9 protein-coding genes are annotated in these 16,300 nt (G+C 62.9%); 6 read left to right on the top strand and 3 right to left on the bottom strand.

The window, feature by feature from the left end:
• Positions 1-756 precede the first annotated feature (756 nt).
• Entirely contained in the window at positions 757-1,602 is an 846-nt protein-coding gene (locus tag NH396_RS14520; RefSeq protein ID WP_176677957.1) for an acyl-CoA thioesterase II, read from the bottom strand.
• 200 nt (positions 1,603-1,802) lie between these two features.
• Between NH396_RS14520 and tadA the strand changes: the two genes are divergently transcribed.
• Positions 1,803-2,249: a tRNA adenosine(34) deaminase TadA gene (tadA, locus tag NH396_RS14515; protein ID WP_054556831.1), complete on the top strand. Its 447-nt coding sequence runs from the start codon at positions 1,803-1,805 to the stop codon at positions 2,247-2,249.
• 111 nt (positions 2,250-2,360) lie between these two features.
• On the opposite strand, the gene NH396_RS14510 is transcribed toward tadA, so the two are convergent.
• Both NH396_RS14510 and mltF read right to left on the bottom strand, forming a co-directional pair.
• Positions 2,361-4,316 carry a diguanylate cyclase gene (locus NH396_RS14510; RefSeq protein WP_176677956.1) on the bottom strand — a complete coding sequence of 652 codons (1,956 nt, stop codon included), beginning with the start codon at positions 4,314-4,316 and terminating at the stop codon, positions 2,361-2,363.
• An 82-nt stretch (positions 4,317-4,398) separates the two neighbouring features.
• Entirely contained in the window at positions 4,399-5,892 is a 1,494-nt protein-coding gene (gene mltF, locus NH396_RS14505) for a membrane-bound lytic murein transglycosylase MltF (RefSeq protein WP_290441798.1), read from the bottom strand.
• A 172-nt stretch (positions 5,893-6,064) separates the two neighbouring features.
• Here mltF and purL point away from each other — a divergent pair, with 172 nt between their 5' ends.
• The 5 genes from purL to NH396_RS14480 all read left to right on the top strand — a co-directional run bounded on the left by purL (position 6,065) and on the right by NH396_RS14480 (position 16,296).
• Positions 6,065-9,979 carry a phosphoribosylformylglycinamidine synthase gene (gene purL / locus NH396_RS14500; protein WP_253064613.1) on the top strand — a complete coding sequence of 1,305 codons (3,915 nt, stop codon included), beginning with the start codon at positions 6,065-6,067 and terminating at the stop codon, positions 9,977-9,979.
• A 189-nt stretch (positions 9,980-10,168) separates the two neighbouring features.
• Positions 10,169-11,863 carry an FMN-binding glutamate synthase family protein gene (locus tag NH396_RS14495; protein WP_253064612.1) on the top strand — a complete coding sequence of 565 codons (1,695 nt, stop codon included), beginning with the start codon at positions 10,169-10,171 and terminating at the stop codon, positions 11,861-11,863.
• Between the two features lie 213 nt (positions 11,864-12,076).
• Positions 12,077-12,904, top strand: a complete 828-nt coding sequence (locus NH396_RS14490) for a crotonase/enoyl-CoA hydratase family protein (RefSeq protein ID WP_253064611.1) — start codon at positions 12,077-12,079, stop codon at positions 12,902-12,904.
• A 255-nt stretch (positions 12,905-13,159) separates the two neighbouring features.
• Complete coding sequence (locus NH396_RS14485) at positions 13,160-14,950, top strand: DEAD/DEAH box helicase (protein WP_253064610.1); 1,791 nt, start codon at positions 13,160-13,162, stop codon at positions 14,948-14,950.
• A 131-nt stretch (positions 14,951-15,081) separates the two neighbouring features.
• Positions 15,082-16,296 (top strand): hypothetical protein, encoded by a 1,215-nt coding sequence (locus tag NH396_RS14480; RefSeq protein WP_043336371.1) that lies wholly within the window; start codon positions 15,082-15,084, stop codon positions 16,294-16,296.
• Positions 16,297-16,300: the final 4 nt, after the last annotated feature.

The raw sequence follows: 16,300 nt of genomic DNA, 5'->3' as shown, positions 1-16,300 counted from the left end.
GAACTCGGAAGTGAAACCGCTTAGCGCCGATGGTAGTGTGGAGTTTCTCCATGTGAGAGTAGGTCATCGTCAGGCACTTATCCCGAACCGCCCCTGTAGCCTTGCTGCAGGGGCGGTTCTCTTTGTGCTCAGGAAAAATTGGCGCAAAAGAAAAGTCGCACACGGGAGAGTTGTGCTGGGCTCTATCGAGGGTGGTCTCCACCGGCAGGCATTCCACGCTATCGAGAGATATCTTTGCTGTTGCAGCACCTGCTCGGTGTCTGCGCTGTCATTGAAAATCACTCATTGGAATCTATCCGTGTACAGGCGCAAGGAGGCGACATGTCGAGGGACTTTTCATGTTCTTCATCAAGACTTCTATTGGCAGGAATGATGGCTCTTTTGATGGGGCTTATGTCATCAGAAATGGTATCTGCCGGGGAGCGAGAGAGGAAGATAGAGCACTGTCAGTTCATCAAGGACAAGATCGAATATTATACCGATAGGCGTCGCGGCGGCGGGTCGTCGGGCCAGATGCGAAGTTGGCAGTCACAGCGTAATGACTACAAACAACGCTATCGAGATGAAAACTGCACGCGTGTCAGGACAGCACTGAAGTGACCCCCTATTGACGCGATAATAGTGAATCGCAGTGCGCTACTCTTAGTGCTGTAGATTGTAGGTTGTAGAGAAACGCAGGCAAACATGACAATGCCCCTCCTGAGAATGTCTCAGGAGGGGCATTGTTGTTCGGACAATTCGCACAGAGCGATTCGTTCAGGGACGTTTGCGTAGGCGGGTCAGGCCTTCCTGGGCGCTTGATGCCACCAGCTCGCCGTACCGGTTATACAGACTGCCGCGAGCGAAGCTGCGTGCCCCTCCTGCCCATGGGCTGTCCATCTCATAGAGTAGCCAATCATTGACGCGTACATCGCGGTGGAACCATAGCGAGTGATCCAAGCTCGCCATTTGCAGTTCGGGCGAACCGAACCGCACACCATGTCCGCCGAGGCCTGTCGCCAGCAGGTTGAAGTCGGAGCTGTATGTCAGCAGGTAGCGATGCAGGGCATCATCTTCCGGCAGCTCGCCTGCCAGTCGGAACCACAGCCGCTGACGTGGTGGGGGGCAGGCATCATCATCACTCGCCGTGATCGGCGCCTTCAGGCGTAGGAACTCGATGGGGTGACCTTCGTAGCGCTCGATGCGTGCCCCCTGCTCGATCAACTGCTCTGGCGATTCGATGTCGGGCATGGCGAGCTGATGCTCGAATCCCGCCTCCTTGCCATGGAAGGAGGCGCTGCAGAAGAAGATGGTCTTGCCATTCTGGATGGCACTGATGCGGCGGGTCGTGAAGCTGCCGCCATCACGCACGCCATCAACCTGATAGATGACAGGCTTGTGGGCATCGCCCGGGCGCAGGAAGTAGCCATGCAGTGAGTGGACCTGGCGTTCGACCGGCACCGTGCGTGTCGCTGCGGACAGCGCTTGTCCGAGTACCTGTCCGCCAAACAGTTGAGGGAAGCCGAGGTCCTGACTGTGCCCTCTGAACAGATTCTCTTCCAGGGTCTCAAGACCCAGCAGGGTGACCAGAGCCTCAAGAGGCGCAGTAGCTGTTTGGGTCATGAATCTATCCTTGTGCTGAGGGGCAGGCGCTCGGAGCACTGCCATCCCGCGCGGGGCGGCAATGCAGGAGGAAGCGCGAGCGCCAAGCCGTTATCATGGTGAGCGAAACAATGGCCTCAGGATACCGGAGAACTACGGTGAGTGACGAGTTGGCGATAGCGCCGCAGGCCCGGAGTGGGCCACGTGGGGATCATTACTATATGCACCGCGCGCTGGACCAGGCGCGGCTGGCATTCGAGGCTGGCGAGGTGCCTGTCGGCGCGGTGGTGGTCAATCCCCAGGGCGACATCATCGGCACTGGCTACAATGCGCCAGTCAGCACCCCCGACCCGACAGCACATGCCGAGGTGCAGGCCTTGCGCGCGGCGGCGGCCCGACTCGGCAACTATCGTCTCGACGATTGCACGCTGTATGTGACGCTGGAACCCTGCATGATGTGCAGTGGTGCCTTGATCCACGCGCGGGTGAAGCGGGTCGTCTACGGGGCTGCCGAGCCCAAGACCGGCATGGTGGAATCGCGTGCCAACCTGTTTGCACAGCCCTGGCACAACCATCACGTCGAGGTGGAAGGGGGGCTATTGGCCGCGCACGCCAAGCGCTTGCTCAAGTCCTTCTTCGCGGAGCGGCGCGGTGAGCTTCCTCGCTGAACCTTTCATGCTGATCCTTTCGCTCAGATCCGCCCGCGCAGGGTCCTCTCGCGCTGAACCTTCCGTTCAGATCTCTTCGCGTTGCCATCGTGTTGGCCTCAGCATGGATCGTCAGGCAGCGACCTGAACCTGATTGCGACCACTGGACTTGGCGCGATACAGCGCCTCATCCGCTGCCTGCAGCAGTGCATCCAGCCGCAACGGAGCGCGCGCCACGCATGCCATCCCCACGGATACCGTGACGACGCTGTCCGTGGCAGGTTGCGGCAGCCCTGCGGCCTGCACGGCACGCCGCAGCTCTTCTGCCAGCGTGCGGCCGACCGCACGCGGACATTCCGGGATGCAGACCACGAATTCCTCACCACCGAAGCGCGCCAGTATGCCGCCGGCAGACTCCACGGGCGCCCGTGAGACGGCGGCAACTTTCTGCAGGTAGCGATCTCCCTCCAAGTGTCCCAGTTTGTCATTGACCGTCTTGAAGAAGTCGATATCCAGGATCATGACCGTCAGAGGCATCTTGCCGCTGAAGCTCTGCACCTGCTCGAGGAAATAGCGACGATTGGGCAGCTGGGTCAGCTCGTCGTGGCGCGCCAGCCACTGGATCTCGTTCTGCAGTCGCTCTCGCCGCACCATCTCTTCGCGTAGTGCATCGTTGGCATTCTTGACGATGCCGTGCTCCTGCGAGACGCGGCGATACATGTAGATCACGAGAAAGAGCAGGTAAGCCAACAGAATCCCCGTCAGCAATGTCACTTCCGGCAGACGACCACGAGTGGCTGCCAGGAAGTGCTGTGTCGGCTGCAGGCCCAGTGTCAGGTCGGTGGCGGGTAGCTCGATGGGAATGCGATGTCCCCAGGGCGCCAGACGGCTTTCGGGGCCGACATGGATATAGATGTTGCCACGCTCTGACAGGGTGACCGCAAATGCCTCATTGCGTGCCGTGTCCATGGCTCTGTCGAGGAGAGGGGCCAGGTCCACCACCATGGCGATCGCCCCCAGGATGGTGCCATCACGAGGGTCACGCACCGGCAGGTAGGACACCATGCCCTTGCCGCCCTGAATCAGGTCGATGATGCCGGTATGGCCCTCGATGCCGAGTTCCAGCGGATTGCGCAGCGGCGTGTCCGGTTGAGCATCCAGCAGGCGTACGCCCAGCACGTCATGATTGCGCCCTTTGTCCGGGAAGACGCGCGAAACCACGCTGTCCGGATCGATGAAGGCGATGTTCTGGAAGTAATCGAAATCCTTGTAATAGCTGCGTGCCAGACGCTGCCATTCTCCGCGCGTCGGTGTCTGCCCCATCAGGCTCCAGAAACCGGCGAAGCGCCGCATCGCATTGAGCTGGTCGTTGATCTCGCGAGACAGTTCCGTGGCGATCTTGTCGCCCAGTACGTAGGTCGACTGGTTGATGCGATCGTTCTCGTCCTGGCTCTGCTGTTGCCAGGCGAGCAGGCATATCAGGGTGATCATGGAGGAGATGACCAATGGTACGATAGTACGGCGCCACATATGCATGAGTGCCGGCTGCACATCGATCCATTGTGCGAGCAATAGCAGACTGACAAAACTGGTCAGCGTGATGCGCTCCGGACCTGCCAGTACCATGCTGGCGACGGAAAGGCTGGCGTCTGTCGTCATGGCAAACAGCAGCAACAGCGTGACTTGCGTCAGTTGGATGGCAGAGCCGAATCCCAGTCGCATGCGCAACAGGGCGCAGGTCGTGAGGCCGAAACAGGCAAACAGGATCAGGATAGGCGGGCGGATATTGGCGATATGCCAATCGCCCGGCAGATTGATCAGCAGGCCTCCCCAGTGGTCCACCCCCACCCAGCTCTCCGGTAGCAGGAAGGTACAGATCAGCAGGATGTTGAGGATCAATGAGGCGCTGAGAAACAGCTGACTGAGGAAGGTATTTCGCCAGTGCCAGGCAGTCTGGCCGGCGGCTTGCAGGGTCAACATCATCAGCAGTAGCGCATTGGCTTCATTGCCGGCAGACGGCCAGAGCCCCAGCAAGGCGATGCCGAACGCGATCAGGCTTAGCGACATCAAGACGAGTCTGCGTGTCATTCCCTGTCCTTAGAGGCTCTTGATGTGTGGTGAAGATGCGTGCACTTGAGGCACCGGAGTGCTGACGGTCCGAACTCCATCCTCAGAGAATCGGAGGCACTGTATCGAAGGGATTGCTGTCGCCTTCGTCGTCGGTAATCGGACGCTCATCCAGCTGATAGAACTGCTGCTGGCTACGGTAAACATAATTCAGTATTTCATAATAACGTCGGATATTGCGTACATAGATGACAGGTTCTCCGCCGCGTGCATAACCATAACGGACTTTCTGGTACCACTCACGATTCTGAAGCAAGGGCAGGGCTTCGCGGACATCCTTCCAGCGATTCGGGTCGCCGCCCTTCATCTTCACGATCCGTCTGGCGTCAAACAGGTGACCCAGGCCGACATTGTAGGCTGCCAGCGTCATCCAGGTGCGATCCGGTTCCTTGATCTCGTCCGGCAAGCGTCCCTTTATACTCACAAGATAGCGTGAGCCACCATCGATGCTCTGAACGGGGTCCAAACGGTTGGCGATCTTCATTTCGCGTGCCGTCACATTGGTCAGCATCATCAGACCGCGCACCCCTGTAGGAGAGGTGGCCTCGGGTTGCCAGTGCGATTCCTGATAGCCTGTGGCGGCCAGCAGCTTCCAGTCGATACCGGTTTCGCGTGCGGCTTCCTTGAAGGTATCGATATAGCGCGGCAGGCGATCGCGTGCCTGGCGGATGAAGGTACGGGCGCCGACATACTCGAGATAATCATCATGGCCAAAATAGCGCTCGACCAGTCGATCGAGGGTGCCATCCTGGCGGCGTGTCTCGAGAAAATCATTGGCGGCGGTCAGCAATGAGATGTCGCCATGCGCAGGGAAGGCCCAGGCCAGCGTCAGAGGATCGCCCACGTCGAAGCCGTTCTCCACATTGGGGAAGAACAGGCGGTTGAGCTTGAATTGATGGGCATAGACGACCGCCGCATCCAGCTTGTCTTCCTCGATGCGTTGCAGCAGATCCGCCACCTCAAGCTCGCCGGTTTCCTTCCAGCTGAGCTCGGGGATGTCCTGCTGGACTTCCCTCAGTACCAGGCTGGTGCCGGCGCCCTTGATGACGCCGATGCGCTTGCCGACCAGATCCTTCAATTCCTTGGGCGGGTGCATGCCGCGTCGATAGACCACCATCGCCTGCAATTCGAGGATGGGGCGTGAGAAGCGCAGGCCCTGTTCGGAGAGATCCAGCGGTAGGGTCGCGGCCGCGAGATCGGCCTGATCATTGAGCACGCTCTGGGTCAGGCTCTCGATATTGTGCTCGGAATCCATCGACAGACTCACGCCAAGATAATCGGCGAAGTCACGTGCCAGTTCGTATTCGAAACCGGTAGGCCCCTGACGGCCACGATAGAAGGTCGTGGGGGTGTTGCGTGTGGCGACCTGAATGAAGTCGCGCGCACGGACATCGTCCAGCCGCGTAGGCATCTCGATGAGGGTGCGCTCGGGCAGTATCAGCAAGGCGAGGGCCAGTGCCGTGACGAAAAAACGCCGCGCGTGGCGCAGCAGCTGTCGCACGGGCGGAATGAGAGAAAAGGGCGAGGTCTTGAGCATGCGTCAGCATCATTCACGGCAGGGCTTCCACCATACCGGCAGCTCAACACACTGTCATCCAACGCATGTCGCCTGCGGGCTTCGTTAAGGCTCGCCTTTCACGTATGATATGCGCTTGCTGCCGCCGTTTGGCGGTTGTCCGTTCACGCTGCTTCAGAGGCTTTCCCTGACCATGCTCGAACTGCGAGGCGCGCCTGCCCTTTCCGCCTTCCGTCACACCCGTCTACTGGCTTCGTTACGCGAGCTGGTGCCGGAGGTGGAATCTCTTCATGCCGAGTACCTGCATCTGGCCGAGGTCGATGGTGAACTGAGCAGTACTGACCGGACAACACTGGAGCGCCTGCTGGACTACGGCCCCAGTCGTGACGAGAGCGCTCCAGAAGGACATCTCTTCCTCGTCATCCCCCGCCTCGGCACGCTCTCCCCCTGGTCTTCCAAGGCCACTGATATCGCCACCAACTGCGGCCTGCCGCAAGTCCGCCGCCTCGAGCGTGGCATCGCCTACCGCATCAAGCTGAACGCGGCCCTCAGCGAAGAGCTCTTCGCCACGCTGTCCTCCCGACTGCACGACCGCATGACCGAGACGGTGCTGACCCGAACCCAGGACGCCGCACGTCTCTTCCAGCATCAGGCACCCGCCAGGCTTGCCCATGTCGATATCCTCGGCGGCGGCCGCGACGCCCTGGTCACGGCCAACGGTAGCCTGGGTCTGGCGCTGGCTGATGACGAGATCGATTATCTGGTCGAGTCCTTCAAGACTCTGGGCCGCAATCCTGCCGACATCGAACTGATGATGTTCGCTCAGGCGAACTCCGAGCATTGCCGCCACAAGATCTTCAATGCGGACTGGACCATTGATGGCGAGGCGCAGACGCATTCGCTGTTCAAGATGATCAAGAACACCTACCAGCATCATCCGGATGGCGTGCTGTCAGCCTACAGTGATAACGCCGCCGTGATGGAAGGTCCGACTGCCGGGCGTTACTTCCCGACAGGCGAAGACCACATCTATACCTACCATCAGGAACCGATCAACATCCTGATGAAGGTCGAGACCCACAACCACCCGACCGCCATCGCCCCCTATCCGGGCGCCGCGACCGGTGCCGGTGGCGAGATTCGTGACGAAGGCGCGACCGGTGTCGGCTCCAAGCCGAAAGCGGGTCTGACCGGCTTCAGCGTCTCCAACCTGCGTATCCCGGGCTTCGAACAGCCGTGGGAGCACGATTACGGCAAGCCGGAGCGAATCAAGACCGCCTACGACATCATGCTCGAGGGCCCGATCGGGGGCGCTGCGTTCAACAATGAATTCGGCCGTCCCAACCTCAACGGCTACTTCCGTACCTATGAGCAGGATGCCTTCGGTGCCGGCGGCATCGAGCGTCGCGGTTATCACAAGCCGATCATGCTCGCCGGCGGTTACGGCAACATCCGCAGTCAGCATGTCGAGAAGGGCGATATTCCGGTCGGCGCCAAGCTGATCGTGATGGGCGGCCCGGCGATGCTGATCGGCCTGGGCGGCGGTGCTGCCTCTTCCATGGCCTCAGGCAGCTCCAGCGAAGACCTCGATTTCGCCTCCGTGCAGCGTGACAACGCCGAGATGGAGCGTCGCGTGCAGGAAGTCATCGATCGCTGCTGGGCGCTGGATGACAAGAACCCGATCTGCTTCATCCACGACGTCGGCGCGGGCGGTCTGTCCAATGCACTGCCGGAGCTGGTCAAGGATGGTGGCCGCGGCGGCCTGTTCGACCTGCGCGCCGTACCAAGCGCCGAGTCCGGCATGAGCCCGCTGGAAATCTGGTGCAACGAATCCCAGGAGCGTTACGTGCTGGCGGTGGCGCCGGAGAATCTGGCCACCTTCGAAGCCCTGTGCAAGCGTGAGCGTTGCCTGTACGCCGTGGTCGGTGAAGCCCTCGAGGAGCACGAGCTGATCGTCAAGGATGGTCACTTCGATACACGTCCAGTCGATCTGCCGATGGGCGTGCTGTTCGGCAAGCCGCCCAGGATGTCACGCAGCTTCGAGCGCCAGACGCTGGAGCTGCCGGCGCTGGGTCTCGATAACCTCGACCCGCGCGAAGCGATGACCCGTGTGCTGCAGCTGCCCACCGTCGCCTCCAAGAAATTCCTGATCACCATCGGCGACCGCTCGATCACCGGCATGGTTGCGCGCGACCAGATGGTCGGTCCCTGGCAAGTGCCGGTGGCCGATTGTGCCGTCACCACCAGCTCCCTCGACAGCCATGTCGGTGAAGCGATGGCGATGGGCGAGCGTACGCCGGTCGCGCTGATCTCGCCGGCGGCCTCCGCGCGTCTGGCCGTGGCCGAGGTGATCACCAACCTGGCTGCCGCGCCGATCGCCAAGCTGTCTGACATCAAGCTGTCCGCCAACTGGATGAGCGCTGCCGATCACGCCGGCGAGAATCAGGCGCTGTTCGATGCCGTCCACGCCGTCGGCATGGAACTGTGCCCGGCGCTGGACCTGACCATTCCGGTCGGCAAGGACTCCATGTCCATGCGCACCGCCTGGCAGGACGAGAACGGCGAAGACAAGTCGATCACCGCGCCGCTGTCGCTGGTGATGACAGGCTTCGCGCCGGTCACCGATGCCATGCGTACCCTCACGCCGCAGCTGCGTCGCACGCTGAATGGCGAGGCCGTGGAGACAGACCTGATCCTGATCGATCTCGGCCATGGCGCTCACCGCCTCGGTGGCTCCGCGCTGGCGCAGGTCTATGGTCAGGTCGGCAACGAAGCGCCGGATCTCGCCAGGCCGGAAGACCTCAAGCACTTCTTCGAGGCCATCCAGCGCTTCAACCTCGAAGGCAAGCTGCTGGCCTATCACGACCGCAGCGACGGGGGGCTGTTGACCACCCTGATGGAAATGTCCTTCGCCGGACGCGTCGGTCTCGATATCTCCCTCGACTGGACCGCCGCCGAGCCGGGCCAGGCGACTGGCGCACTGTTTGCCGAAGAGCTGGGCGCCGTGGTGCAGGTGCGTCGCGAGCATACCGAGTCCATCCTCGCCGAGCTCAAGGCCGTGGGCCTCGAGCACAGTGGCGTGATCGCCACGCCGCGGGCCGATGAGCAGATCAACATCACGCTGCTGGGCCAGAACCTGCTCTCCACCACCCGCGCCAGCGCTGAGCGCCTGTGGGCCGAGACCAGCTATCGCATGCAGGCCGCGCGTGACAACGCCGATTGCGCCAAGAGCGAATTCGAGTCCATCAACGATGTGCGTGACCCGGGCCTCTCCGTCCAGGCCACCTTCGACGTCAACGAGGACATCGCGGCGCCGTACCTGAACACCGGCGCACGTCCGCGCATGGCGATCCTGCGCGAGCAGGGCGTCAATGGTCAGCTCGAGATGGCGGCAAGCTTCGACCGCGCCGGTTTCGAGGCCGTCGATGTCCACATGAGTGACATCCTCGAAGGGCGTGTCGATCTGGACACCATGCGGGGGCTGGTCGCCTGTGGCGGCTTCTCCTACGGTGACGTGCTGGGCGCCGGCGGTGGCTGGGCCAAGTCAGTGCTGTTCAATGCGCGTGCGCGTGAGCAGTTCGAGCGCTTCTTCAACCGTGACGACAGCTTCGCGCTGGGCGTCTGCAACGGTTGCCAGATGCTCTCCCAGCTCAAGGAGCTGATTCCGGGTGCCGAGGCCTGGCCGCGCTTCGTGCGCAACGAGTCCGAGCAGTTCGAGGCCCGTGTCGCGATGGTCGAAGTCGAGAAGAGCGCCTCGCTGTTCCTCGATGGCATGGAAGGCTCGCGCCTGCCGATCGCCATCGCGCATGGCGAAGGGCGTGCCGAGTTCCGCGACAGCGCTCACCTGCGCAAGATGCAGAGCAGCGGCCAGGTCGCACTGCGTTACGTCGACAACTACGGCCAGATCACCACGCGTTATCCGGCCAACCCGAATGGCTCGCCGTCCGGTATCACCGGTCTGACCACCGATGATGGTCGCGTGACCATCATGATGCCGCACCCGGAACGCGTGGCGCGTGCCGTCACCAACTCCTGGCGTCCGGATGACTGGGAACAGGACGGTGCCTGGTTGCGCATGTTCCGCAATGCCCGTCGTTGGGTCGATTGATCCCTCGGTCGGTCATCACGGGATGACAGCATGAGAGACGCCCCCATGGCAAAGGCCATGGGGGCGTCTTGCGTTGGGGCCGAAGCAAGGCGAGTGATACGGGAGTCGCGTCTGGCTTGCTCAACGTGGCGTTCCATGGTGGGAGCTGGGTGACGGACGCCGGGTAGCTTAAGGTGGAGGCCAGGCCTCATGCCCGAGGTCGTGAATGTCTGCCTGACACATTACAAGGATGTCGTGATGAAGCTGAGATGGTCGCTGTTGCCTCGTTATTCCGTGTTTCTGCTCTGTCTCCTGGGGGCGCTCATCTGCCTTCCACTGGCGATGCAGAATGCCTGGTTGTGGCCGTTGGCCATCCTCTTTGCGCTGCTGGTCGCGGTTGGCCTCAATGACTTGCGGCAAGCGGATTACGCCGTGCGTCGCAACTATCCGGTGATCGGCAACATGCGCTATCTGTTCAAGGCGCTGCGTCCGGAGATGCGTCAGTATCTGATCGAGTCGGACACCGATCAGCTGCCGTTTTCCCACAAGCAGCGCGAGCTGGTCTATGCGCGTGGCCGTCAGCACAATTCCTCCCAGCCGTTCGGCACCTTGCTCGATGTCTATTCCGACAGCTACGAGTTCATCGGTCACTCCATGCAGACTTCGAGCGTGCCGGACCCCAAGGGCTTTCGTCTCAACGTCGGCAACTCCCAGTGCTCGCATCCTTACAATGCCTCGCTGTTCAACATCTCGGCGATGAGCTTCGGCTCCTTGAGCGCCAACGCCATCCGCGCCCTGAACAAGGGGGCCAGGCTGGGCAACTTTGCCCATGACACCGGCGAAGGCAGCATCAGTCCCTACCACCGCGAATTCGGGGGCGATCTGATCTGGGAGCTGGGCAGTGGCTACTTCGGCTGTCGCGACGAGGAAGGGCGCTTCGATGGCGAGAAGTTCGCCCGTCAGGCGGCCAGCGAGCAGGTCAAGATGATCGAGATCAAGCTCAGTCAGGGCGCCAAGCCCGGTCACGGGGGCGTGTTGCCGGCCAGCAAGATCAGCGAGGAGATCGCCGAGACGCGCGGGATCCCGATGGGCAAGGATTGCATCTCGCCCTCCAACCACGGTGAGTTCTCCACACCGCTTGAGCTGTTGAGCTTCATCCAGCGCCTGCGCGAGCTGTCGGGTGGCAAGCCGGTGGGCTTCAAGCTGTGCCTCGGTCAGCCGTGGGAGTTCATGGCCATCGTCAAGGCGATGATCGAGACGGGAATCGTGCCCGATTTCATCGTCGTCGATGGCAGTGAGGGCGGCACCGGTGCCGCGCCGACCGAATTCACCGACCACCTCGGCACCCCGCTGCGTGAAGGGCTGCAGTTCGTCCACAACTCGCTGGTGGGCGCAGGGCTGCGTGATGAGGTGCGCATCGGGGTCAGCGGCAAGATCATCAGTGCCTTCGATATCGCCTGCGTGATGGCGCTGGGGGCGGACTGGGTCAATGCCGCCCGCGGTTACATGTTCGCGCTGGGCTGCATCCAGTCACTGAGCTGTCACACCAACAAGTGCCCGACGGGGATCGCCACCCAGGATGATCTGCGCCAGAAATCGCTGGTTGTGGAAGACAAGGCCGATCAGGTGCGTCACTTCCACCACAACACCCTGCATGCGCTGGCCGAGATCCTGTCGGCGGCGGGCCTGCACACGCCCTGGCAGATCACCCCGGACCACCTGGTGCATCGTGTCTCCGAGAATGAGGTCAAGCTGTTCTCGCACCTGCATCCCTTCCTGACCAAGGGCGCGCTGCTGACGCAAGGGGATGACTATCCCTTCTATCGTCGTGTCTGGGCGATGGCCCAGGCCGAGAGTTTCCAGCCGCGATCGCTGTCAGAGGTGTCGGGGGCCAAGCGCGAGTAGACCATCGTCACCTCTGCGACCAAACGACCGTTCAACAACCGGGCGCAGGCAGTCACACTGAAACGTAACGAGTCATGCCCGCGGGCAGCTCGACGAACGCAGTGTGGTTGCCTGCGCCTTTTGGGTTTATCACTGGATGAGTGCCATCGCTCGGCACTGTCGTGAAGTCGTTCGAGCGCGTGCTTGCTCGTTATCCGTCCCAGGGAGACCGCCATGTCTGACGCTACCCACCTCACGCCTGAACGTTATGTGACCCTCTCGATCAGTGAGCATGTCGCCGACGTGCGCCTCAATCGCCCTGACAAGCACAACGGCATCGACTGGAAGATGATCGATGCCTTGCTGGCGGTTCAGCAGGAGCTGCATGCCCGCGCTCGGGAATCAGGCCTGCGCGCCGTTGTGCTATCGGGCGAGGGGCCCAGTTTCTGTGCGGGGCTGGATATCGCCGCCATCATGGGCGACGCCGCCCGCGTGCCGCAGTTGCTGGTCGCGGGGGCCAACGGCTGTGCGCCACAGCGCAATACCGTGCAGCAGCTGGCGCTGGGCTGGCGAGATGTCGGGGCGCCGGTCATCGCCGCCTTGCATGGCAACGTCTTCGGGGGCGGCCTGCAGATCGCGCTGGGGGCCGACATTCGCCTGTGTGATCCTGATGCGCGTCTGGCGGTGCTCGAGATCGACTGGGGCATCATTCCCGACATGGGCATCAGTGTCAGTGCGCGCGGCGTACGACCGGACTGGCTGCACGAGTTGACGTGGAGCGGGCGCAAGGTCGAGGCCAACGAGGCGCAGAGCGCTGGCCTGGTCACGCGTGTCATCTCCAGTCCGCAGGAGGAGGCGTTGGCCCTGGCGCGCCAGATTGCCGGGCGCTCTCCCAGCGCCATCCGCGCGATCACGCGTCTCTATGACGAGGCCCTTGATGCGCCGGAAGCCGAGGCACTGGCGCTTGAGGCAGAGCTGCAGTCCTCGCTGCTGGGACGCGCTGAGCAGACCGAATGCATCAAGGCCAAGCTAGAGGGGCGCGCGCCGCGCTTCTGCCCCTGACTGGCCGGGAGAGATGGTCTTGACTTGACGGGCGAAGGTTGGCGGGCTCAGGTTATCCACACCCACTTTGCCGCTGCGGTCGCTGATGCGGATAATGGGGACATTGTCCACCCCTGCGATTCGGCGGCCCCTTGATGTCAATGTTCCTGTCAGCCATCACTTCCCTGTCAGCCCTCACGCCCCTGTCAGCCATCTCTTCCCTGGGCCTGCCTGCCGGCAGCGCGCCCACTCGCGTGTCTCGCTGGGCGGCGCTGAATGTTTGAGCTGCGCCCGTACCAGCAGGAGGCCGTGCGGCGTACCGTCGAGCACTTTCGCCGCAGTGATGAGGCGGCGGTGGTCGTGCTGCCCACCGGCAGCGGCAAGTCACTGGTGATCGCGGAGCTTGCGCGTATCGCGCGTGGGCGTGTGCTGGTGCTGGCGCATGTGCGCGAGCTGGTCGAGCAGAACCACGCCAAGTACGAATCCTATGGCAAGGACGCCGACATCTTCAGTGCCGGCCTCAAGCGCAAGCAGGCCTCGCGTCAGGTGGTGTTCGGCTCGGTGCAGTCAGTGGTGCGCAACCTCGATGCCTTCACGCCGGCTGAGCAGGCGACTGATGCTCAGGCGGCGCCCTTCACGCTGCTGGTGATCGATGAGTGCCACCGGGTCTCGCTGGAGAAGGACGCCAGCTATCGCAAGGTCATCAATCATCTGCGCGAGCACAATCCGCGCCTCAAGGTGCTGGGACTGACGGCGACGCCGTATCGTCTCGGTCAGGGCTTCATCTTCCATCGTCACTATCACGGCATGGTGCGCGGGGATGATGACTGCTTCTTCCGTGATTGCGTCTTCGAGCAGCCGCTGCGCCTGATGGTGCGGCAAGGCTTTCTGAGTGAGCCGCGGCGCGTCGATGTGGCGGTGGCGCGCTATGACTTCTCGCAGCTGGCGCCCGGCATCGGCGGCAGCTTCCAGGAGGCGGAGCTCAACGAGGTGGTGCAGGGCTCGCGCGCGACGCCGGGCATCGTGCTGGATATCGTCGCCCAGGCACGCGAGCGGCGCGGCGTGATGGTGTTCTGCTCCACCGTCGAGCATGCCGAGGAAGTCACCGCACTCCTGCCTGACGGCGAGGCGGCGCTGATCACCGGCGAGACCCCCGGCGAGGAGCGCGAGCGGCTGATCAATGCCTTCAAGGCCCAGCAGCTCAAGTATCTGGTCAATGTCGCGGTGCTCACCACCGGCTTCGATGCGCCGCATGTCGACCTGATCGCCATCCTGCGGCCCACGGAATCCGTCAGTCTCTATCAGCAGATCGTCGGGCGTGGCCTGCGTCTGAGTCCCGGCAAGACGGACTGTCTGATTCTCGACTACGCCGGCAATCCCTGGGACCTCTACGCGCCGGAGGTAGCGACGCCAAAACCGGCCGGTGACACCGAGATCGTCCAGGTCGAGTGCCCGGTATGCGGCAATGCCAATCTGTTCTGGGGACGCAAGGATGGCGAGCTGGTGGTCGAGCACTTCGGGCGCCGGTGTCAGGGACTGGTCGAGTCGCCGGAGGGCGAGGGCAGGCCGCTGGTGCAGTGTGACTTCCGCTATCGCGCCAAGGCCTGCCCGCAGTGTGGCGAGGCCAACGACATCGCCGCCCGCCATTGCTACGCCTGTCAGGCGCGACTGGTCGACCCGGATGACAAGCTGCGCGATGCGCTCAAGCTGCGTGATGCGCGGGTGCTGCGCGTCAGCGGCTGGCAGCTGGAAGAGGCGCGCAATGGGCGCGGTCTGCCACGCTTGAAGGTGACCTATTACGACGAGGATGGCACCGATCTGTCCGAGTGGTTCGCGCTCGAGACCCCCGCCCAGCGCCATGCCTTTCGCTTGAGCTTTCTCGCGCGCCATCTGCGCGCGCCGGGCAGTGACTGGGCACCGAAGGACATCGCCGAGGTGCTGGCAGGCGAGGAGCGTCTCAAGGCGCCGGACTTCGTCATCGGGCGCAAGAGCGGTCGTTACTGGCAGATCCGCGACAAGCTGTTCGACTACGCCGGGCGCTATCGCACAGGTATCGCCGCCGGCTGACAGGCGCGCTGGCCGCTGCGTGATCCGGTCGCGTGGCGCATGTTGTCAGGGACACGACGTCGCGGGGATGCTGATCGGGGCCTCGGGTTGCTAGACTGGCGGCTTCATACGCCTCAGGGAGAACTCACAAGGTGAGTGCCACCGATACCTCGGCCAGGCTGGTGTCCGGCTTACGCCCCACCGGACACCTGCAACTCGGACACTATCAATCCGTGATCCGGCGCTGGACCGAGCTGCAATACCATCACGATGCCTATTTTCTGGTCGCCGACTGGAACGCGCTGGCGGTCAGCGGTCACGCGCCTCACGAGATCGAGCAATACAGCTGGGCGATGGTGATCGACTGTCTCGCCTGTGGGGTCAACCCCAAGGTCGCTACCCTGTTCATCCAGTCCTGGGTGCCGGAGCTGACCGATGTGCACATGATCCTGGCCAGCGTCACGCCCAAGGCATGGCTGGAGCGTCTGCCCAGCTACCGCGAGATGGTCGCCGGGCTCGGTGAGCAGCAGGGCGCCAGTCTGGCCATGCTCGGTGCGCCCCTGATGCAGGCGGCCGACATCCTGGCGCTGCGGGGGCAGGTGGTGCCCGCCGGCCCCGAGCAGCGTGCGCATATCGAGTTCACCCGTGAGGTCGCCCGGCGCTTCAATCATCGCTATGGCCGCGACGCCGGCTTCGAGGAGCAGGCCGAACGCGCCATCGCGCGCCTGGGCAAGAAGAGCGGCCGCCTGTACCGCGAATGGTTGAGCGACTATCAGGAAGAGGGCGATCTCGAGGCCTTCGAGCGCGCGCGTGGCCTGCTGGCCGAGACCAGCAAGCTCAACCGCAACCAGCAGGAGCGCCTGCTCGGCTATCTGGAAGGTGGCGGGCGCCGCATCCTCGGCGAGCCGGAACACTGGCAGGGGGAGGTCGAGCCGCTGCTGGGCATGGAGCTCAAGACACACAAGGCCGCACGGGAAGACGCCATCTTCCTGCGCAGCGGGCGCGACGATATCGCGGCCTGCGTGCGCGAGATGCCCACCGACCCTGCGCGCGTGCGCCGCAAGGACCCCGGCGACCCGCAGCGCTGCCCGCTGTGGACACTGCATGAAAGCTTCACGCCCGCCTCGGACCGCCAGTGGGCGGAGGAGGGCTGCCGTGATGCCAGCATCGGCTGCCTGGACTGCAAGGGCTGTCTGATCGAGCATGTCGACGCGGCGCTGACGCCGATTCGTGAGCGTGCCGAGGCGTTGGAAGGGGAGCATGGCAAGGTGCGCACCATGATGACAGAAGGCGCCGAGCGGGCCCGCGACACCGTGCGTGACACCCTGGATGAGCTGCGGCGCGTGATTGGCCTGACCTATCGCTAGACGC

This window comes from Cobetia sp. Dlab-2-AX (assembly GCF_024124625.1).
GTDB lineage: Bacteria > Pseudomonadota > Gammaproteobacteria > Pseudomonadales > Halomonadaceae > Cobetia.
This window is presented reverse-complemented; position numbering and strand designations above follow the sequence as displayed.